A 20,879-nucleotide genomic window follows, 5' to 3' on the forward strand; every position below is an offset into this window, starting at 1 on the left:
GTGAACAAGAACGACCCCCCCTTTCGGCCGAAGTAGCTCGTAGGGGAGTCGTTCTGACTTCTTTGAAACACGGCTTAGCGTGGTAACTACGGAACCAGTAAGAACATAAGTTTACGTTGGAAGTCATCTAACTCAGATGTTTTAACTTTAACCAGTTGGTCGAGTTGGAATGAACTTTTATCGTTGAACAGCCGCAGCGCGTCCGCGTCGAAGCTTAATTTTTCTGGAATAGTGCGAGCTTCAACGAAGCCGCTAATCCCAGTATCAAGCAATTCAACAGTAAAGCCGCCGCCATTAACGTGTGCGATGCGAGCATCGTAGACTGTATCTGAGGTATTGCCTGCCAGATATTGATACTGCAGCCACTGCTCCATTTGCTTGCTGGCTTGGCGACCGTTGCGAATAGTCTCTTGCAGCACAGCGAGTTCGGTATCGCTGGGCAGGCTTGGGTTTTCTTTATCGAGTTTGGCGCGAATACTGCGCTGAACTAGCAAGTCACTATATTTACGCAGCGGCGACGTAAATGTGGTGTAGCGTTCCAAGCCAAGTCCAAAATGCGGTTTCGGCGTTAGGCTAATATCCCCCGGTTGGAGCATGCGTGCAAAGATACTGCGCAGAGGCAGCGTAGATTCGTTGCTATCGCTGGCCTTAATAAGCGCTTTATAGCCCGGCAGTGCGCTTAAGTCACAGCCAGCCAAGCTGGGTATTTCTTTGTTGATGACCGCGCGTATATTGTCGTAGCGATCTTCGCGCAGGCCGGCATGACAGATATACACCGCCGGCGAATCTGCTAGCCATATCGCGGCGCTGCGATTGGCGGCCAACATACACTCTTCAACTAGGCGATGCGCGTCATTGCGCTCGACCTTAGTAATACTCTCAATTTTGCGTTGCTCGTTGAGCTGGAAATGAAAGTCCGGCTGCTCCGGCATGATGATTTGGTGTTCGCTGCGATATTTCCTCAGTGCTAAGCTCGCCGCGTATAAATCTTTTAGACAGTCTTGATTTAAATCCATCTCCCCGTGAAGGTGGGCGTGTACATCGTTGTAGGTCAATTTGGCCCGCGAGCGAACACGCGCTTCGCTGAACTGAATGTCGCTGATCTCGCCATCGGCACTTACTTGAACGCTACATACAATCGCAGCGCGCTCTTCATTGGCCATTAATGAGCAGCTTCCCTGCGACACGGGATTTGGCAGCATGGTTTGGGTGAAGCCGGGTAAATAGACGGTGTTGGCACGTTGTCTGGCGGCAATATCTAGCGGGCTGCCTGGGGTGATGAAGGCGCCGGGATCAGCAACCGCGATATGTAAAGCCCAGCCATTATCGTTGGCTTGTGCCCAGAGGGCGTCATCGATATCACGGGTTTCTGCGGCGTCGATGGTGACGAAGGGGATATCGAGTAAGTCTTTGCGGGTGTCGGCGCGAATATCGTCGCCAATACTGCAGTCTTTAGGCCAGTCTCTGGGTAATTTGAACTTGCGTTGAATGTACTTGCCTTCAATGCCGACGGTATCGGGGCTGCCGATGTTCTCTAATACTTTGACCTGAGACTTGCCATCTTTGAATGGGTGTTGGGCAACTTGGCAGTAAAGGAAGTCACCTTCGCTGCATTTTTTGCGCTGTGAGGGCGGAATAAAAAGCAGCTTATTGAAACGGGGTAAGTCCGGCTCGATAAAGTGACCTTGGCCGCGAACGACGTAGCGACCAGTAAAGCAGTCTAAGGGGCTTTCTAGTAGCTTTTCTAGCTCAGCCTTAAACTTACCTTTGTCATCGGTAATAACCGTGATTTTAACGCGGTCACCGGGGAAAACCCGCTGCATATCATCTGGGGCGAGAAATACATCGCGGCCATCATCGAGGCGGACAAATCCAAAACGTCGCTGGCTACCGCGAACTTCGCCTTCACCTTGGTCTTTAGATTCTATAATTTTGGATTTCAGCTGATTTAGCTGCTGCAGGGCATTTTTGTCGAACATGAATCAATGTTACCTGTATTCGGGGCGCGAAAAAGGGGTACAGGGTAGCGGAAATGTGGGGCTGAGTCTTCCGATATAAGCGCGATAACGGTTGACAAGGATGGCCATCGCTTTTAATAATCAGGCTACGCTGTGTTGTATGGATCGCTATATTGCCGTCACACGTTCAATGCCTCCGGGCATACAGTCACCATACTTTTGCGCGCTGTATCCACTCAAGCTCGCGACCATCGCCCTGCGCTCCGCGACATGGCGGCCTCTTTCCCCTGATACCCCCCTTGTCTGGTTTCGTAAACTGGCTTTTTTACGGCAGTCGCTGGCGCCAGCTTTCTTTTATGTTGTTAACAGAGAGTGCCCTATGGAAAAAGTCTATGTGCTTGATACCAATGTTTTATTGCATGATCCAATGGCGATAAATGCCTTTCATGAGCATCGGGTGGTGATTCCGATGACCGTGCTGGAGGAGTTAGATCACATTAAAGACCGGCGCGACAAAGACGTCAGTCGCGAGGCGAGGATAGCAATCAATGCTATCGATAAAATTCTATTTAATGCCAGCCCCAAGGCGATTCAGGAGGGAGTGCCAATTCCCAGTGCGCTCGGTGGCGAAGAGACCGGTAGTTTGGCCATTTTTCCTGATCAATTAATTAACCACGATGTACCCGCACCCTATCTTGATGGCAGTCAGCATCAAGCAAATGATAACCGTATCATCAATGTCGCACTGAATTTACAAGTGAAAAACCCGAATGCCTATGTGTGTTTGGTAACTAAAGACATCAATATGCGATTGAAAGCCAAGGGTTCGGGGCTGGAAAATGTAGAGGATTACCGCAAAGACCGCGTACTTGAAGATATTCAATACATGGCAAAGGGTTACGAGCATTTGCCCGGCAGTTTTTGGAGTCAAGTGGACAAGGTGGACACTCTCAGAGATGGGGGGCAGACCTTGCATGTATTGAACCGGGAGGTGCTCCCCAAGGTCCACATCAACGAGTTTCTCTACGATGATAGCGGCTTCGTTAGCATGGTGCGGTCGCTGGATGAAGAAAAGCTAGAACTGTTGGACTTAAGTCGAGACCAGCTGATGAATCAACGTATGTGGGGGCTCAGCCCGCGTAACTTTGAGCAGGCCATGGCTTTCTTTTTGATTTCTCGACCGCACATAGATATGACCGTGCTAACTGGGCCTGCGGGCTCTGGTAAAACCCTAATTGCACTCGCCTATGGACTGCACGCGATTTTAGAGGAAAAGCGCTTCGATAAAATGATTGTGGCGCGGTCTACGCCGCCTATGGCCGAAGATATCGGCTTCCTGCCCGGCACGGAAGAGGAAAAAATGGCGCCTTGGTTGGCTGCGTTTGAAGACAATCTTGAAGTCTTACACGGCACTGATGAGTCACCCTATAGCAGTATCGAGTATGTAAAAGACAAGGCCAATATTCAGTTTAAGTCCTTGAATTTTATGCGCGGTCGCTCCTTCAATAACGCCTATATCGTTATTGACGAAGCCCAGGGACTGACCCAATTTCAGCTTAAATCTATTATTACCCGGGTCGGGGTGAATTCTAAAATTGTGGTCTTGGGTAACCTAGCCCAGATTGATAACCAATATATATCGCCATTAACCTCGGGTCTTACCTATCTTGTTGAAAAGAGTAAGAACTTTGAGCACGCGGGGGTGATGCATGTAAACGGTATAGAGCGTTCGCGTTTAGCTGCGTTTGCAGAGGAGAATTTGTAAGTCGGTTTTGAGATCTGCAAATAGTGATGGCAAGGCGCTTCGCGCTCTCGCTGCGTAATCGCATTTTTTTCCGCCTGTCAATACGGTGATATGCGCCTGTTCCTAATCATGGTCGTGGCGTATGTTCGTAGTTTTTAGAACCGTGGTGGCGTTGGTGAGACTATGACACTTATTCAGGAGCAGCGTGAAGCGCGTCCGGCGATTCCTGACAATGCGCTTGAGTTGCTAACAGACATGCAAAAAGCATCCTTGCGTCGTATCGAAAACTTTGGGTGGACGCTTAAATTTATCCGTCAGCCGAGTTTTGAGCCGCCGCTAGTGGTGGTCGAGAACTCAACGGGCGTGAATATCGGCGTATTAGAAGAGGACGGCGGTGTGAACCTCAGTCCGAGGATTATTTTGCGCGATTAAGCTTAATTGAAAAATTTGACAACCTGCTCATCGGGATCGCGACTGGCATTATTTTTCTCGAGCTTTTGCAGATACGCCTTCCATAGACTCTCTTGCTGATCACACAATTCCCGCAAATACGTCCACGAGAAAATCCCGCTGTCATGCCCATCACTAAATACTAATTGCAGGGCGTAATTACCGACTGGAATGAGTTCGGTGATTTCTACTTTGAGCTTGCCGGTTTGTAGCGTTTCTTGACCCGCGCCGTGGCCGCGCACTTCCGCCGATGGTGAGTGTACGCGAAGAAATTCGCTGTTCAGTGAAAACTCCTCTCCATTGGCGTAGCTGATTTCTAGCTGTTGAGATTGCTTTCGAAATTTTATATTCGTCGGATTAGTTTGTGGCAGGGCAGTCATATCGATTTACCGGTGTCGACAAGAGTGAGGTGTAAAGAGCGATGCGCACCTCATAGGCTTGGGGTGCAGCATCGCCAAGTTTAAAGCCGCTATTTAAAGAATAAAGCGACTCAAGTCTTCGTCTTTTGCTAATTCGCCGAGTTGTTCAGAGACATATTCAGCGTCTATTGTTACCGCTTGTTTATCACCGGCATCAAAGGAAATGCTTTCTAGTAAGCGTTCCATAATCGTGTGTAGGCGGCGGGCACCAATATTCTCGGTGCGCTCATTTACTTCCCATGCGGTTTCCGCAATACGCCGTATGCCATCTTCAGTAAAGTCTATTTTTAAGCCTTCAGTGGCGAGTAGCGCTTGGTATTGCTCCGTTAGTGAGGCGTGTGGTTCGGTCAGAATACGCTCAAAATCTTCAGGCGTGAGTGCGGATAGCTCGACTCGAATAGGCAGGCGGCCCTGTAACTCGGGTATTAAGTCTGAGGGTTTGCTCAGGTGAAATGCGCCGGAAGCCACAAACAAAATATGGTCAGTGCGAATGACGCCGTGCTTGGTGCTAACGGTACACCCCTCTATCAATGGCAGTAAATCTCGTTGCACACCTTCGCGTGAAACATCGCCGCCACTCGCTTCTTGGCGTTTGGCCACTTTATCAATTTCGTCAATAAAGACAATGCCGGTTTGCTCAGCGGCTTCTAGGGCGCGTGTTTTTAGGTCTTCTTCATTCACTAATTTAGCGGCCTCTTCATCTTGGGCCTGCTTAAACGCTGACTTTACCGTCATGCGTCGGGTTTTCTTTTTCTCACTGCCGAGCTTAGAAAACATGCCCTGCAATTGGCTGGTCATTTCTTCCATACCCGGTGGAGCCATGATTTCTACGCCAAGCGGTGTCGCGTTTAGCTCAATGTCGATCTCACGATCATCTAGCTCACCTTGACGCAGCTTTTTACGGAAAACTTGGCGGGTATTGTCGCTGCGGTCTTCGCCACTGCTGTCGCCTCTAGCAGGGGGGAGCAGAATGTCGAGTATGCGTTCTTCCGCAGCATCGGCGGCGCGGTGGGCAACCTGCTCCATGGCTTGTTCACGGTATAGCTTTATTGATACGTCAACGAGGTCGCGAATAATGGATTCGACGTCGCGGCCAACATAGCCAACCTCGGTAAACTTGGTGGCCTCTACTTTAATAAAAGGCGCATTGGATAGCTTGGCCAAGCGGCGAGCGATTTCAGTTTTACCGACGCCAGTGGGGCCAATCATCAAAATGTTTTTTGGGGTGATTTCCTCGCGCAGCGATTCTTCCAGCTGCATGCGGCGCCAGCGGTTGCGCAGGGCAATAGCGACGGCCCGTTTGGCGTTGTTTTGGCCGATAATGTGTTTGTCTAGTTCGTGAACAATTTCACGGGGTGTCATATTTGACATCAGATACTCCGAGGGCGCCGTGGCGCTAGTATTCCAGTGATTCGATAGTGCGGCTGTGGTTGGTATAAATGCAGATGTCGCCGGCAATAGTCAGGCCTTTTTCTACAATGTCACCCGCACTTAATTCGGTGTTGTCCATTAGCGCGCGGGCCGCCGCAGTGGCAAATGAGCCGCCAGAGCCAATCGCAATAAGGTTGTCTTCTGGTTCGATAACGTCACCATTACCACTGATTACTAGGGTGGTTTCTTTGTCCGCGACAATTAACAGCGCTTCCAATTGCCGCAATGAGCGCTCACTACGCCAGGCTTTGGCTAGTTCTACGGCTGCTCGCACTAATTTACCAGAGTGCTTTTCAAGCTGGGCTTCAAATAATTCAAAGAGCGTAAAGGCGTCAGCAGTGCCGCCGGCAAACCCTGCCAGAACTTGATCTTTATAAAGGCGGCGGACTTTGCGGGCGTTGCCCTTCATAACCGTATTGCCCATGGTGACTTGGCCGTCGCCGCCGATGACAACGTGATTGTTACGGCGAACGGAGAGAATTGTGGTGCCGCGAAACTGTTCCACGCGGGACTCCTTATCATTAATAAAAGGTGGATTTTTTAGTGGAAGATGACATTTCATCCCTACAGGGATGTGGGGGCACCCCTGACGATTTCAAGGGCGCCTTGCGTGGATTGGGGTCGCTATTTTTTCTGGCGAATAACCAAGGTATCAATGCTTTCGTTGATGAGTTTGCTGCGTGCATCGGTGAGAGTGTTGTGGGATTGAAAGGGGCCGACATACACCCGGTGCCAGCGATCACCGTTGGCTTCAACAGATTCCACCTTAGCGTCTAGGCCAAGTAGCAGGATTTGTGCTCTGCGGCGATCTGCATCGGCGCCTTGTCGAAACGAACCTGCCTGCAGGATGTAGCGTTCGCCGCTGATGTCGGGCTGATCTACTGGGGGCTTATCGGCTTGCTTTACTGTGCTTTTAGGCCTAGGCGCAGAGCGTGCTTCGTCGGTCACAATCACTTCGCGTTCGGGCAGCACAGTGAAAAAATCAAATTTGGTGTTAGAGGTCACATTCTTGCGGTCTTGCTGGGCCTTTTCTTTTGCAGCAGCAGCTTTGCTCTCGGCCAACTTAGCCTCGCGCTCGGGGTGTTTACTGATGATGGTGGAATACACCAGCACCGAGCATATAATGCCGGCGATAAAGCCAGTACCTAGTAGGGCGGAGGCGGGAAGCCCCTGCCGGCCGGGGCTGCGAGTTGCGCCTCGGGTGGTCTTTTTTTGTGTTGCCATGCCTTACATTTCCTCTGGGGCGGATACCCCCAGCAGCGTCAGTCCATTGCGTAATACCTGCTGTACGGCGCAAGCCAGAGTAATCCTGGCATCTCGTACGGCGGTTTCCCCACCCAGCATCTTGTGGGCGTTGTAATAGGTGTGGAAGTCACCCGCTAATTCTCGCAGATAGTGCGCGAGAGCGTGGGGCTCAAATTGCTCAGCCGCACTTTTTAGTATTTCTGGGTAGCGAGATAATTTAACCAGCAAATCTTTTTCAACATCGTGACTGAGTTCTGCTAATTGCTTAAGGCCAGTTTCAGCGGTCCAGGTTTCACCCTGATCGTCCAGCTTGCGTAAAATACTGGCAACCCGCGCATGGGCATATTGAATATAGTAAACCGGATTGTCTTTGCTTTCTGACTTGGCCAGCTCTAGATCGAAGTCGGTTGCTTGGTCGGCTTTACGCATGATGTAGAAGAAGCGCGCCGCGTCATTACCAACGTCTTCACGCAATTCCCGCAGGGTGACAAACGAACCCGAACGCGTAGACATTTGCAGTTGCTGGTCACCACGATACAGCGACACAAACTGAACCAGCCGCACGACTAATCTGTCGGGGTCTATATTCAAGGCCTGCAAGGCAGCTTTTACACGGGCGATATAGCCGTGATGATCCGCGCCCCAAATATTGACCACGGTGTCAAAGCCGCGCTCAAATTTATTCAGATGGTAGGCGATGTCAGAGGCGAAGTAGGTGGTTTGGCCGTTGTCGCGTTTTACCACGCGGTCTTTGTCGTCGCCAAAGCGGGTGGACATAAACCACAGGGCGCCATTGCGTTCTTCAACAAAACCGTTTTCTTGTAGTTTGCTAATAGCGCGTTCAACTTGATCCGGCGCTTGAGTAAGACTGCGCTCAGAGAACCACTCTTGAAATTCAATGCCAAACTCCGCGAGATCACTGCGGATATCGCCGATAATAGCGTTTAAGCCTTTGTTAAAGACAATGCTGTAATTGTCACCGAGCAGGGCTTTGGCGTTTTTGATAAAACCGTCAATGTGCTTCTCTTTATCACCGTCGGGGCCGTCGGCGCAGACATTGGCAAGAGCATCGCCGGCGCTGTGGTGCAAAATTTTGCCATGTTCGGCTAATAGGTCGCGGCCGTAATCGGCAATGTAGTCGCCTTGGTAGCCATTGCTTGGGAAGGTGATGTCTTCACCGCAGGCCTGTAAGTAACGCAGCCATACGCTGGTGCCCAGAATGTCCATTTGGCGACCGGCATCATTGATATAGTATTCGCGGCAGACGTCATAGCCTGCAGCTTCGAGCATATTGGCAACACTCGCGCCGTAGGCCGCGCCGCGACCGTGACCGACGTGGAGTGGGCCGGTGGGGTTGGCCGAAACAAATTCTACTTGTACTGATTTGCCGCGCGATGCTTGGCGGCCAAAGTTATCGCCCTGCTCGAAAATATCGTGCAGAACGTGGAAGTTACTCTCTTCAGTGACGAAGAAATTAATAAATCCGGGGCCGGCGATTTCGACTTTGACGATATCGCTATTGTCGGGCAGTGCCTCAACAATTTGCTGGGCGATCACGCGGGGGTTGGATTTTAATGGTTTTGCCAGCGTCATCGCGACATTGCAGGCGAAATCGCCATGGGCTTTATCGCGGGTGTGCTCTATTTGAATGGATGCCACCAAGTCGTCTGGCCAAGACTGAGCCGCACGCAAGGTCTGCAGGGCCTGTTCAATATATTGGGCGACTTTCTCTTTCATGGTGTGGCAGCAGCTCTTTGGTCAAAACAAGGCCGCGTATTATCACCGTTTACGAAGCTCGCCGCCAGTGCTGGGGGCGCTGGCAGTGGTCTTGATTGCGCTTTAAAAGAGATCGATAGGGTCTACGTCGACCGACCAGCGCAGATTTTGCGGTTTGCTTAATTGGTCGCCAATATGACAGGCGGTATGCAGCTGCCTGTGCAGCACGCTGCGGCGTTCGGCCTGCAAAATGAGTGCGGCTCTAAACCGACCCGCTTTTCGGGTCATCGGCGCAGGCAATGGGCCGACGATACTCCAGCTGGTGTCGCCAGGAGCTAGCGAAGCTCTAAGGCGTTCCAAAAACGCTTCGGCGCCCTCCAGTGAAGTCGCATCTGCGCGGATCACGGCACTGAAGCTAATGGGTGGCAGTGAAAATAGTTGGCGCTCCGCCAGTAATTGGCGGGCAAAAGGTTGATAGCCATCGTTGACTAGAGCTTGTAGCGCCGGATGTTCAGGGCAGTGGGTTTGAATGTAGACGGTGCCGAGTTTGTCAGCGCGTCCGGCGCGTCCGGCGACTTGCACGAGTAGCTGGCCGCTCCGCTCTGGGCCGCGGAAATCGGCGCTAAATAAGCCGCCATCAATATCTACAATGCCAACCAAAGTGACATCGGGGAAATGGTGGCCTTTGGCTAGCATCTGCGTGCCCACCAAGATGCAGGGCTTGCCGGTGCGAATGTCATCTACCAGTGATTGCATACTGCCTTTGGCTGAGGTGGTGTCGCGGTCTATGCGAATAACCGGCACCTCTGGAAAATGCCGCTTCAAGCTAAGCTCCAGACGTTCGGTGCCGGGGCCTTGGTAGATAAGTTGATGATGGTGGCACTGAGGGCAAATAGTCGGCAGGGTGTCGCTGGCATCGCAATGGTGGCAGCGAAGTTCGCGGCGGCCAAAATGGACCGTCATTTTGGCATCGCAGGCTTTGCAATTTGCCAACCAGCCGCAGCTATGGCATTGCAGCTGGGGCGAAAATCCACGGCGATTTAAAAAGATAAGCGCTTGGTTGCCGGCTGCTATTGTGCGAGTGGTGGCGTCTAGCAATGATTTGCTAAGGCCTTCATCTAATGACTCATTGCGAATATCGAGTAGGCGAATTGCCGGCGCGCTGGCACCGCCGGCGCGTTCTCTCAATTCCAATAATTGATAGCGATTTTGGGCGACGTTATGAAGGCTGTCCAAGCTGGGGGTTGCGCTGCCCAGGACGACGGGGCAGTTATGATCGGAGCCGCGTTTTACGGCAATGTCTCTGGCGGAATAGCGCCAGCCGTCTTGTTGTTTGTAAGAGGCATCGTGCTCTTCATCGACAACGATTAGCCCCAAATTATTAAAAGGGGTAAAAACTGCCGAGCGGGTGCCGAGCAAAATTTGATGCTCGGCTGATTCAATTTTGCGCCAATTTTGAAACCGCTCGCCGTCACTTAGCCCTGAATGCAGGGTGCTGACGCAGCCTGGGAAACGTTGTTCAAAGCGCTGTAGCGTTTGCGGTGTGAGGCCAATTTCAGGAATAAGCACCAGTGCCTGCTCGCCCCGCGCGAGGCAGTACTCGATGGCTCGCAGGTAAACTTCAGTTTTGCCGCTGCCGGTTACGCCATCGAGTAAAAAACGATCAAAGTGGCCAAGTCGTGCGGAAATGGCAGTAACAGCTGCATCTTGCTCACTATTTAAAACCGGCTTATCCACGTGCATATAACTGCCATCGGCAACTGGCGCATTCGCCTTGCTCAGGTAGCCGCCGTTAATTAGGGGGTTGAGAATATTATTGCTATAGCCCAAATCTTTAATCTGACGCCGGGACAGTTGCCCCGACTGCTGAATGACTGCAAGTAGGCTGCGCTGCTGGTGCGCGCGTGCCGAAAGCGGCGGTAATTGCTTAATGTCCTGGCTGCACTGCCAATACTGTGCTGGTTTTTCTTTCGCTTGCTCGGCTTTGCGCAGGGTCACGGGCAGCATCTGTTGAATGCAGTCGCCAACAGGGTGGTGATAGTAGTCGGCCGCCCACTGCCCAAGCTGAACAAGGTCTAAGGGCAGTGTCGGTTTTTCGTCCAGCACCCTGAGTACGGCTTTCATCTTATTACTGGGAATATCGTTGCTGGAATCGGTGGCAATAATCACCCCCACTAAGCGTCGTGGGCCGAAGGGTATGCTCACCCTCATACCGATCGCGGGCTCCTTTCCTAAGCTGTCTGCCCACAGATAGTCGAAGCCTCGGCGCAGGGGGCAGGGGACGGCAACGGTCACAAATCTTGGCATGGTAGAGCGGTTTCAATGCAGTAAAGAGCCACAGTGTATAAGAAATAATGCGCGGGTAAGAGTAGTGATTTTTTCCTAGGTCGCGGCGTGCTTGCTTCTTGAGCAATTTCTGTTAATATTCGCCGCCTGAAATTCAAGCTATTTTTGAGGCTTGTCAGCCCTGCGCGGTGCCCGGCAAAAGATCGGGTGGCGGCGACCATTGAGGAAAGACCCATGAAAGCAGATATCCATCCTAATTATGTTGCTATCAACGTAACGTGCAGCTGCGGTAACGCCTTTGAAACGCGTTCTACCCTCGGTCAAGCACTTCACGTTGACGTATGTGCATCGTGTCACCCGTTCTACACTGGTAAGCAGAAAATGCTAGATACCGGCGGCCGTGTTGACAAGTTCCGCAAACGTTTCGGCAGCCGCGGTACCGCTAAAGCGTAATATCGCCTTAGTGCTTGGTGGTCTGCGATTGCAGCCACGCTAAGGAAGTGCCCGGTTAAGAATTTGACCGGGCATTTTTGTCTACAGCTTTTGGTTTTTAGCATCTAGATTAGATGTCGCGATAGTGGCGGGTAATATGTCGCGCTATGGGATCGCTAGAGCAAGGCATGACTCTGTATCTGCGCTTTTTATCGCGCGGCTAAGTGTTGTCTGAACACTTGAATCTTCTTATTCAGCTGTAATGCAGCGTTGTCACACTCCTGCTATGGTAAGTGACGATACTTTTACAACCGCTTTTGCACCCTTCTGTGAAAAAGCGAAAATCGGGAAATAAAGAATGTCCAAAGATGTGAAGCAAGCGGCTCTGGATTACCACTCTCTCCCCACGCCGGGCAAAATTGGCATTATGTTGACCAAGCCGGCTGAAACCCAGTACGACCTGTCGCTGGCATACAGCCCAGGGGTAGCGGAGCCTGTTCGTGAAATCGCAAGGGACCCTATCAATGCCTATAAGTACACCAGCAAGGGTAATTTGGTCGCGGTAATTTCTAATGGCACGGCAATTTTGGGACTGGGTGACCTCGGTCCGCTGGCAAGTAAACCGGTTATGGAAGGCAAGGCGCTGCTCTTTAAGCGTTTTGCTGATATAGATTCGATTGATATCGAAGTGGATGCAGAAGACAGCCAGTCCTTTATCGATACCGTTAGGCGTATTTCAATCACGTTTGGTGGTATCAATTTAGAAGACATTAAAGCGCCAGAATGCTTTGAGATTGAGCGCGTTTTGAAAGAGCAGTGTTCCATTCCTGTTTTTCATGATGATCAGCACGGCACTGCCATAGTGACGGCGGCGGGTATGTTGAATGCCTTGGAAATTCAGGGCAAAGATATTGCTACGGCAAAAGTTGTTTGTCTGGGCGCGGGTTCTGCGGCCATTGCCTGTATGAAATTGCTGGTGAGCTTGGGTGCGAGCTACAAAAATATATATATGATCGATCGTCGTGGTGTTATTTATCCCGGTCGCGCTGGCTTGAATAAATACAAAGAAGAGTTTCAAAACGATACCGATGCGCGGACCTTGAGCGATGCGATTAAGAATGCGGATGTGTTCGTCGGGCTTTCTGGTCCCAACTTGCTAAGCGCCGAAATGCTGTCTTCTATGGCGCCAAAACCCATAGTGTTTGCATGTTCAAATCCCGACCCTGAAATTGAGCCCGAGCTGGCCCTGTCGGTGCGCGATGACTTAATCATGGCGACCGGTCGTTCTGATTACCCGAATCAGGTTAATAATGTATTGGGTTTTCCGTTTATTTTCCGGGGCGCTTTAGACGTGCGTTCAACGGCGATTAACGAGGAAATGAAAATTGCGGCAGTTCATGCAATTCGTGAGCTGGCAAAAGAAGAAGTGCCGCAGGTGGTTCTCGATGCCTGTGGCGTGGATGAGCTTATTTTTGGCCCTAACTATATTATTCCAAAGCCGGTTGATCGCCGTCTATTAGGCCAGGTTTCTGCTGCTGTTGCCCAGGCTGCTATTGATAGTGGTGTGGCGCAATTACCATATCCTGAGCATTACCCCTTAAGCTAAGCGTCACTAGTTTGGCGTAAAAGCTGTCCAGCATAGATGCGGGCGGCTTTTTTTATGTCCTTAGATTGGGCTTTTCTCAGCTGGCTACCTTATTGCCGTTTTGGGAAATAATCGTTTGAATACACCCTCTCAGCCATTCATGCGCGGCATCGTTATTAGCGCTGCTATGCCAGTACATCATCATCTCTAGTGCCGGAATTTTAAGGGGCAGTGGCATGATGTGCAGCGGCAAAAATTGTTGGAAACGCTGGGCTAAATGCTGGGGCAGGGTCAGTAGTAAATCAGATGTGGCAGCAATATGGCTTGCGGAGTAATAGCTTTGGCCGCGTAAAATAATATGCCGATTTAATCCTTTGCGGTTTAGGGTGGCGTCTTCTAATACCGTGCCGCGGCTGCGTCCCGACACGGTGATATGCCCTGCATTTAAATACTGTTTCAAACTTAGAGCCTGCTTCGCCAGTGGATGATCTTGGCGCATCAGCACGCATAAATTATCTCTAAATAAAAATTGCTGTTGGATGCCGCTGTCCACCGGCTGCGGAATATCTATCGCCATAGAAACTTCACCGCTGATCAGTTGGCGGCTTAACTGATCCCGCACCAAGCGCTGACTCTGCAGCGTAATAGCCGGGGCGTGCTGCTGTAGCAGAGAGATTAAATCTGGCAGTGCCACAAACTCGATGGGATCACCCATGCTGACAATGAACTGACGCTTCGAGGTGCTGGGGTCAAACTCTTGCCCTTTGTGCAGGCTTTCTTGCAAGGTCATTAGGGAGTTGGCGATATCAGCGGCGATGCTATCAGCGAGCGGGGTTGGTGCAATGCGGCGGCCTCGGCGCACAAATAGCGGGTCGTCAAAGTGCTCGCGCAGTCGTGACAGGGCGTTGCTTACCGCGGGTTGTGTAATGTGCAGATCTTTAGCTGCCTCGGTGAGAGAGCTGGCGCGGTAGACCGCGTCAAAGACTTTAAATAAGTTTAAATCCATAGCTAAAATCACCACTAGAGTCATTCAATGCATTCATGCTGGTGATTATAGTTCATTTATATAATAAATTAGACTGATGTATTGTGGGGCGCTATCTTTAGCCGGTTAACTACAGGAGAGCGAATCATGGATTTTAGCCATAGCCCACGTTGCCAAGAATTGATCGATCAAGTCCGCGCCTTTATAAAGGACCGTATAGAACCCTTAGACGCCGAACTATTGCCTGCAATGCTCGCTAGTAGCAATGGCGGCGATTGGACAAAGTGGAAGGTTGATCCAAGAATTGAAGAGCTCAAAGCCGAGGCCAAGGAGTTGGGTCTGTGGAATTTCTTTTTGCATGATGCAGAGCGCGGTGCTGGCTTGTCCACGCTTGAATACGCTCCCTTGGCCGAAGAAATGGGCCGATCGCATATAGCGGCGCAAATTTTTAACTGCAGCGCGCCAGATACCGGCAATATGGAAGTGTTGTGGAAGTACGGCAGTGAAGAGCAGAAGCAGCAGTGGTTAGAGCCCCTGTTAGAAGGCAAAATTCGCTCCGTGTTCTTTATGACTGAGCCCGATGTCGCTTCTTCAGATGCAACTAATATGGAAGCCACCATTATTGAAGATGGTGACGACCTTATTCTCAATGGTAAGAAATGGTGGTCATCAGGTGTAGGTGATCCGCGATGTGAAATTGGTATCTTTATGGGGGTGAGCAACCCTGAAGCGGCGCGCCATAGCCAGCACTCAATGGTGTTGGTGCCGATGAAAACGCCGGGCGTAGTTATTAAGCGCATGTTGCCGGTTTTTAATGCCTATGATGAGCCAGAGGGTCACGGCGAAGTATGGTTTGAAAATGTACGGGTTCCCAAAACAAATATGATCTTGGGTGCCGGTCGCGGCTTTGAAATTGCCCAGGGGCGTCTTGGGCCTGGCAGAATACATCACTGCATGCGCGCGCTGGGCGCGGCAGAGAAAGCCCTAGAGCTGATGATTAAACGCGGCATGTCGCGGGTTGCCTTTGGTAAGCCACTGATGAAATTGGGCGGCAACCAAGAGCGCGTAGCTAATTTGCGTATTGCCATCGATCAGGCGCGTCTGCTGACTTTGTACGCGGCATGGAAAATAGACAATGTTGGTGCGCTGTCTGCTTTAACTGAAATCTCTGCGATCAAGGTCGTGGCGCCGAATGTATTGCAAGATGTGGTTGATGCGGCTATTCAAATGCACGGCGGTGCCGGGGTGTCCAACGATACGCCGCTGGCTGGTATGTTTGCTATGGCGCGAGTGCTGCGCTTAGCTGATGGCCCCGATGAAGTGCATCGTGGCTTAATTGCCCGAATGGAATTAGCTAAATATAAATAGCAAAAGATACGTAACTTGCTAGAAATAACTAGGTACAACAAATATAGCGCGGGAGCAGGGTAGCGATGGGATCTAAACGAGTTTTTATCACCGGTGGTGCGTCGGGTCTAGGGCGTGCCCTAGCAAATCGCTTTGCAGATGCCGGATATTCGGTATGTATTGGTGATGTTGATGATGGTCGCGGCGCAGAGGCGCTGGCCGAATTAAAAGCCAAAGGTACGGCGCATTATGTGAATTGCGATGTGACTCATGAGAGCGCCCTGCAAAGCGCAGCAGATTGGTTACAGAGCAATTGGGGTGGCGTGGATGTTGTTATCAATAATGCCGGCGTCGCATCTGCGGGCGGTATTGGCGAATTTTCGATGGATGACTGGGAGTGGATTGTAAATATCAATCTGCTCGGCGTTGTGCGCGGCTGCAAGGTATTCACAACCTTGATGCGTGAGCAGGGCAGCGGCCATATCGTTAATATCGCCTCGCTGGCGGGCTTGATTTATCCACCTAAAATGGCCTCTTACTGCGCTACCAAAGCGGCGGTCGTTGCGCTGTCTGAGACCATGACCTTGGAGCTAGATCCCGACAATATAAAAGTCTCGGTGGTGTGTCCAAGTTTCTTTAGAACCAATCTCGCCGAATCGGTGCGAGCCTCTGATCCAGACAGTCAAGCGGCAACCCAGCGCTTGGTAAACAAGGCCAAGCTCGGCGCAGAAGAAATTGCCGGACGGGTTTTTAACTCTATAGAGAAAGGCGAATTCTATATTCTGCCTCATCCAGAAGGTCGTTCGATCTGGCGTTTAAAGCGCTTGCTACCGTTTAATATCTATCGCGCCAGAATGTTGAAGCAGACTGCGCGAATGATGACCAAACGGCCCAGGAGCTGAGCGCGAAATGGAGAATAAGTCAGTGATCGATGTCGCCGGCAAAGTGCGGAGCGGAGAAGAGCTTGATATTGAAGCCGTAGATGCATGGCTAAAACCGCGCATTGATGGCTTGTCTGGCGAGCCCCTAGTAACGCAATACAGTGGCGGGGCCTCTAACTGGACTTACCGTTTAGAATACCCTAGCCACGATCTTATTTTGCGGCGGCCGCCCAAGGGCACCAAGGCAAAATCTGCCCACGATATGGGGCGGGAATACAAGGTGCAATCAGCCTTGGCGCCGGTGTTCCCTTTTGTGCCAGAGATGCTTGCGTTTTGCGATGACTCTTCGGTTATTGGCTGCGATTTTTATGTTATGCGCCGCATCGAGGGTTTAATCCCCCGAGCCAATATGCCAAAGGGTTTGGAGCTGTCTGCCGCCCAAACGCGCGATTTATGTTTGTCGGTTGTCGATAAGTTAGTCTCCTTGCATCAAGTCGATTACCACGCCGCTGGCTTGGTCTCGCTGGGTAAGGGTGACGGTTATTGCGAGCGCCAAGTAGGTGGTTGGAGCGGCCGCTATCAAAAATCTAAAACGTGGAATGTACCTAGCTTTAAGAAAGTGATGGCGTGGCTTGCTGAGAACACTCCGCAGGATGTGCGCAGCTGCGTTATTCACAATGACTTCCGCTTCGACAATGTGGTGCTTAATCCACAGCAGCCCTCAGAGGTGCTGGGTATTCTAGACTGGGAAATGGCAACTCTTGGCGATCCGCTGATGGACTTAGGCAGTGCCTTGGCGTACTGGGTGCAAGCCGATGACGATAAATTATTACGTAGCACCCGGCGCCAGCCCACGCACCTACCGGGCATGTTAAGCCGTGACGAAGTGGTAAGTTATTATTGCGAAAAAATGGGTTTAAGCACCGATAAATGGGCCTTTTATGAAGTCTTTGGTCTGTTTCGCTTAGCGGTCATCATTCAGCAAATTTACTATCGCTACTACCATAAGCAGACTAGCAATCCGGCTTTTAAAAACTTCTGGTTAATTGTGTGGTATTTAGATCGTCGCTGTCAGCGAATCATTCGGGAGCAGCGCTAATGCCCGCCCTGTATTTAATTCGTCACGGTCAGGCGTCATTTGCCGCAGCAGATTACGACCAACTTTCCGAGCTCGGTGCCAAGCAGTCGCAGCACTTGGGTGAGTACTTTGGCGCCCAAGGGGTCAGTCCAGATACCGTGATTTGCGGCGGCATGAAGCGCCACCGTCAAACGGCGGAACACTGCTTAAATGCCTTAAAGCGAGAGCCAAATACGGTCTCATGGCAGGACGACTGTGGTTGGAATGAATACGATCACACTGGTTTGCTAGAGGCCTACACCGCCTTGCCTGGCAAAGCTGATGAATTAATGGCTGATATGTCGGGCGAAAATCCTCGCGCCGGATTTCAGCGCCATTTTGCTGCTGCTATGACCCGTTGGGTTAATGGTGATAATGATCGGGACTATGCAGAATCTTGGAGTGAGTTTTGCCAGCGGGTGGAGCGCGGATTAATGGCTGCGGTGGAGGGGCGCAAGGGCAATGTCTTCGTGTTCACCTCGGGTGGTGCGATCTCGGCAGTATGTCGAGATTTGCTGGGTTTAAATAACAGCAAGACCGCAGAGTTAAGTTGGCAGCTGGCTAACGCCGGATACACCAAAGTGCTGGCCGGTTCAGCCGGAATAAAATTAGCCAGTATTAACGAACACAGTCATTTTGATGGCCGCCATCGCGAGCTATTAAGTTATCGTTAAATTATTATTTCAGGAATTCTTATGCGTAAAAATATACTCATTACCGGCGCCAGCTCAGGTCTAGGTGAAGGCATGGCCCGCGAGTTTGCAGCCAAGGGCTGTAATCTAGCACTTTGCGCAAGGCGCTTAGAGCCAATGCAGTCCTTAAAAGCCGAACTAGAGGCGGCGAACCCAGGTATTAAGGTGTTTATTCGCGAACTGGATGTGTGTGATTATCCCCAAGTGTTTGAGGTGTTCAAAGCTTTTCGTGAAGACCTTGGCAGTCTCGACCGGGTTATTGTTAACGCCGGTATGGGCAAGGGTGCGTCCTTCGGCACTGGCTATTTTGAGGCTAATCGCAAGACCGCAGAAACCAATTTTGTCGGCGCGCTGGCCCAGTGTGAGGCGGCCTTGGAAATTTTCCGCGCCCAAAATAGCGGTCACCTAGTAACGATATCATCCATTAGCGCCGTGCGCGGTATGCCCCGCGCCATCAATATATATGCGGCTACCAAGGCCGGCTTGCGCACCATGACCGAAGGTATTCGCGCCGATTTATTGGGAACGCCGATCAAAGCCAGCTGTATATTGCCGGGCTTTATTCTTACCCCGATAAACTCTGATTTGAAAAAAGCACCTATGCGGGTAGATTTGAAAACCGGTTGTAAGGCGCTGGTGAAAGCCATAGAAAGAGAGCCCGCCGAAGCCAAAGTGCCGGCTTGGCCTTGGGTGCCGGTGGCCCTGGCAATGAAGTATTTGCCGCTGTCAGTTGTCGCCAAGATGACCTAGGTGGCTTTGGGTGTTCGCGGCTTTGTGTGGGCGTAGAGACCTTTAAATGCCCGGATAAGCTTGGTCTTGTCGTCTTGCAGAAATAAGCGAATCTCAGGTATTAAAAAGGCGGGGGCACATAGTGCTTCCCGCCTTTTTATTGGCTAATTTATTATTTTAGCTTTTTATATTTCACCCGCTTTGGTCCCGCGTTCTTTCCTTTGCGAGCCACAAAATCTTCGTGGTATTCACTGTAATTACCTTCAAAGAACACGATATCACTATCGCCTTCGTAGGCAAGAATATGAGTCGCGATGCGGTCGAGGAACCAGCGATCATGGGATATCACCAATGCGCAACCGGGAAAGTCCAATAGCGCATCTTCTAAGGCGCGCAGGGTCTCAACGTCCAAATCATTTGAGGGCTCATCTAGCAGCAAGACGTTGCCGCCTTCCTTGAGTGTGCATGCTAAATGTAGGCGGCCACGCTCACCACCGGATAACTCACCGACTCGTTTTTGCTGGTCGCTGCCTTTAAAGTTAAAGCGACCGAGATAGGCTCGTGAAGGCACTTCATAGCTGCCTATGCGTAAAATATCTTGGCCTTCAGATACGGCTTCCCATACGGTTTTCTTATCGTCGAGGCCGTCGCGCATCTGCTCTACCGAAACCAGCTTGACGGTTTCGCCGAGGTCGATGGTGCCGCTATCTGGAGATTCTCTGCCGGTAATCATGCGCAGCAAGGTCGATTTACCCGCACCGTTGCCGCCGATAATGCCGACGATGGCGCCTTGAGGGATCGACAGGCTCAGGTCATTGATCAGCAGGCGGTCGCCATAACTTTTGCTGACGCCGTTAACCTCAATAACCTTATCGCCAAGACGCGGTCCTGGCGGAATATAAATTTCATTAGTTTCGCTGCGGCTTTGGAATTCTTGAGAATTCATTTCTTCAAAGCGGGCTAGGCGCGCCTTGCTCTTGCTTTGGCGACCTTTGGCATTGCTGCGCACCCACTCTAATTCTGCTGCGATGGTCTTTTTCCGAGAGGCGTCAGATTTTGACTCCTGCGCTAAGCGCGCATCTTTGGCTTCAAGCCAGTCAGAGTAATTGCCTTCGTATGGAATGCCGCGACCGCGGTCTAATTCCAAAATCCAGCCAGCAGCATTGTCGAGGAAATAGCGGTCATGCGTAATGGCGACCACTGTGCCGGGAAAGTCACATAGGAAGCGCTCTAGCCAGTGCACTGACTCGGCGTCCAAATGGTTGGTGGGCTCGTCCAATAACAGCATGTCGGGGTTGGAGAGCAGTAATTGGCATAGTGCGACGCGGCGGCGCTCACCGCCAGACAGGGTGGAGACCGCCGCATCCCATGGTGGCAGGCGCAGCGCGTCGGCGGCCACTTCAAGTTTGTGGTCGAGATTGTGGGCATCGGTGGCCTGAATGATGTCTTCTAGCGCCGCTTGGCGCTTCGCCAAAGCGTCAAAATCCGCATCCGGTTCGGCATAATCTGCGTAAACTTTATCGAGTTCGGCGAGTGCATTTATAGCTTCAGCCACACCTTCTTCGACGTTGCCGCGCACATCTTTGCTGTCATCTAAGGGCGGCTCCTGCGAGAGGTAACCTATTTTAGTGCCAGGTTGGGGGCGAGCTTCGCCATTAAATTCGGTATCTAAGCCTGCCATTATTTTTAGCAGGGTAGATTTCCCCGACCCGTTTAGGCCGAGTACACCAATTTTGGCCCCGGGGAAGAAAGACAATGAGATGTCGTGCAGAATTTCGCGCTTGGGCGGTACAACCTTGCTTACGCGGTTCATGGTAAAGACGAATTGCGCCATGCTGACTCCTGACAAAGCACTAAGTCGC

The 20,879-nt window shown here is 51.3% G+C and carries 18 protein-coding genes; 9 read left to right on the plus strand and 9 right to left on the minus strand.

Going from position 1 to position 20,879, the window contains the following annotated elements; all coding sequences use genetic code 11:
- Positions 1–86: 86 nt before the first annotated feature.
- Positions 87–1,979, minus strand: a complete 1,893-nt coding sequence (locus AB4875_RS03480) for a VacB/RNase II family 3'-5' exoribonuclease (RefSeq protein WP_368374656.1) — start codon at positions 1,977–1,979, stop codon at positions 87–89.
- Positions 1,980–2,337: 358 nt separating this feature from the next.
- On the opposite strand from AB4875_RS03480, the gene AB4875_RS03485 reads away from it, so the two are divergent.
- Together AB4875_RS03485 and AB4875_RS03490 are read left to right on the plus strand one after the other, a co-directional pair.
- Positions 2,338–3,723: a PhoH family protein gene (locus AB4875_RS03485; protein WP_368374657.1), complete on the plus strand. Its 1,386-nt coding sequence runs from the start codon at positions 2,338–2,340 to the stop codon at positions 3,721–3,723.
- Between the two features lie 162 nt (positions 3,724–3,885).
- Positions 3,886–4,134, plus strand: coding sequence for a hypothetical protein (locus AB4875_RS03490; RefSeq protein ID WP_368374658.1), 249 nt, complete (start codon positions 3,886–3,888; stop codon positions 4,132–4,134).
- A 2-nt stretch (positions 4,135–4,136) separates the two neighbouring features.
- Here the strand turns inward: AB4875_RS03490 and AB4875_RS03495 are convergent, their stop codons facing one another.
- The 6 genes from AB4875_RS03495 to AB4875_RS03520 form a co-directional block, all read right to left on the minus strand.
- Positions 4,137–4,532 (minus strand): gamma-butyrobetaine hydroxylase family protein, encoded by a 396-nt coding sequence (locus tag AB4875_RS03495; RefSeq protein ID WP_368374659.1) that lies wholly within the window; start codon positions 4,530–4,532, stop codon positions 4,137–4,139.
- 93 nt (positions 4,533–4,625) lie between these two features.
- Complete coding sequence (gene hslU, locus AB4875_RS03500) at positions 4,626–5,942, minus strand: ATP-dependent protease ATPase subunit HslU (RefSeq protein ID WP_368374660.1); 1,317 nt, start codon at positions 5,940–5,942, stop codon at positions 4,626–4,628.
- Positions 5,943–5,967: 25 nt separating this feature from the next.
- The gene (gene hslV / locus AB4875_RS03505; RefSeq protein WP_368374661.1) at positions 5,968–6,507 is read right to left on the minus strand and encodes an ATP-dependent protease subunit HslV; all 540 of its coding nucleotides are present in this window, start codon (positions 6,505–6,507) and stop codon (positions 5,968–5,970) included.
- Positions 6,508–6,626: 119 nt separating this feature from the next.
- A complete protein-coding gene (locus tag AB4875_RS03510; RefSeq protein WP_368374662.1) occupies positions 6,627–7,226 on the minus strand; it encodes an SPOR domain-containing protein in 600 nt (199 codons plus the stop codon).
- Positions 7,227–7,229: 3 nt separating this feature from the next.
- Positions 7,230–8,984, minus strand: a complete 1,755-nt coding sequence (gene argS, locus AB4875_RS03515) for an arginine--tRNA ligase (protein WP_368374663.1) — start codon at positions 8,982–8,984, stop codon at positions 7,230–7,232.
- Positions 8,985–9,086: 102 nt separating this feature from the next.
- Positions 9,087–11,270 (minus strand): primosomal protein N', encoded by a 2,184-nt coding sequence (locus AB4875_RS03520; protein ID WP_368374664.1) that lies wholly within the window; start codon positions 11,268–11,270, stop codon positions 9,087–9,089.
- A 213-nt stretch (positions 11,271–11,483) separates the two neighbouring features.
- Here AB4875_RS03520 and rpmE point away from each other — a divergent pair, with 213 nt between their 5' ends.
- Together rpmE and AB4875_RS03530 are read left to right on the plus strand one after the other, a co-directional pair.
- Positions 11,484–11,702 carry a 50S ribosomal protein L31 gene (rpmE, locus tag AB4875_RS03525; RefSeq protein WP_368374665.1) on the plus strand — a complete coding sequence of 73 codons (219 nt, stop codon included), beginning with the start codon at positions 11,484–11,486 and terminating at the stop codon, positions 11,700–11,702.
- Positions 11,703–12,039: 337 nt separating this feature from the next.
- The gene (locus AB4875_RS03530) at positions 12,040–13,287 is read left to right on the plus strand and encodes a malic enzyme-like NAD(P)-binding protein (protein ID WP_368374666.1); all 1,248 of its coding nucleotides are present in this window, start codon (positions 12,040–12,042) and stop codon (positions 13,285–13,287) included.
- 76 nt (positions 13,288–13,363) lie between these two features.
- Here the strand turns inward: AB4875_RS03530 and AB4875_RS03535 are convergent, their stop codons facing one another.
- Complete coding sequence (locus tag AB4875_RS03535) at positions 13,364–14,272, minus strand: LysR family transcriptional regulator (protein ID WP_368374667.1); 909 nt, start codon at positions 14,270–14,272, stop codon at positions 13,364–13,366.
- A gap of 126 nt (positions 14,273–14,398) precedes the next feature.
- Between AB4875_RS03535 and AB4875_RS03540 the strand changes: the two genes are divergently transcribed.
- The 5 genes from AB4875_RS03540 to AB4875_RS03560 all read left to right on the plus strand — a co-directional run bounded on the left by AB4875_RS03540 (position 14,399) and on the right by AB4875_RS03560 (position 19,038).
- Positions 14,399–15,619, plus strand: a complete 1,221-nt coding sequence (locus tag AB4875_RS03540; RefSeq protein ID WP_368374668.1) for an acyl-CoA dehydrogenase family protein — start codon at positions 14,399–14,401, stop codon at positions 15,617–15,619.
- A 65-nt stretch (positions 15,620–15,684) separates the two neighbouring features.
- Complete coding sequence (locus tag AB4875_RS03545) at positions 15,685–16,500, plus strand: SDR family oxidoreductase (protein ID WP_368374669.1); 816 nt, start codon at positions 15,685–15,687, stop codon at positions 16,498–16,500.
- A gap of 7 nt (positions 16,501–16,507) precedes the next feature.
- Complete coding sequence (locus tag AB4875_RS03550; protein ID WP_368374670.1) at positions 16,508–17,578, plus strand: phosphotransferase family protein; 1,071 nt, start codon at positions 16,508–16,510, stop codon at positions 17,576–17,578.
- Positions 17,578–18,270, plus strand: a complete 693-nt coding sequence (locus AB4875_RS03555; protein WP_368374671.1) for a histidine phosphatase family protein — start codon at positions 17,578–17,580, stop codon at positions 18,268–18,270. Before AB4875_RS03550 ends, AB4875_RS03555 begins: the two co-directional genes overlap by 1 nt.
- 21 nt (positions 18,271–18,291) lie before the next feature.
- Positions 18,292–19,038, plus strand: coding sequence for an SDR family oxidoreductase (locus tag AB4875_RS03560; RefSeq protein ID WP_368374672.1), 747 nt, complete (start codon positions 18,292–18,294; stop codon positions 19,036–19,038).
- A 151-nt stretch (positions 19,039–19,189) separates the two neighbouring features.
- Here AB4875_RS03560 and ettA read toward each other — a convergent pair whose 3' ends face one another.
- Positions 19,190–20,851: an energy-dependent translational throttle protein EttA gene (gene ettA, locus AB4875_RS03565; protein ID WP_368374673.1), complete on the minus strand. Its 1,662-nt coding sequence runs from the start codon at positions 20,849–20,851 to the stop codon at positions 19,190–19,192.
- Positions 20,852–20,879: the final 28 nt, after the last annotated feature.

Source organism: Zhongshania sp. R06B22 (genome assembly GCF_040892595.1).
Lineage (GTDB): Bacteria > Pseudomonadota > Gammaproteobacteria > Pseudomonadales > Spongiibacteraceae > Spongiibacter > Spongiibacter arctica.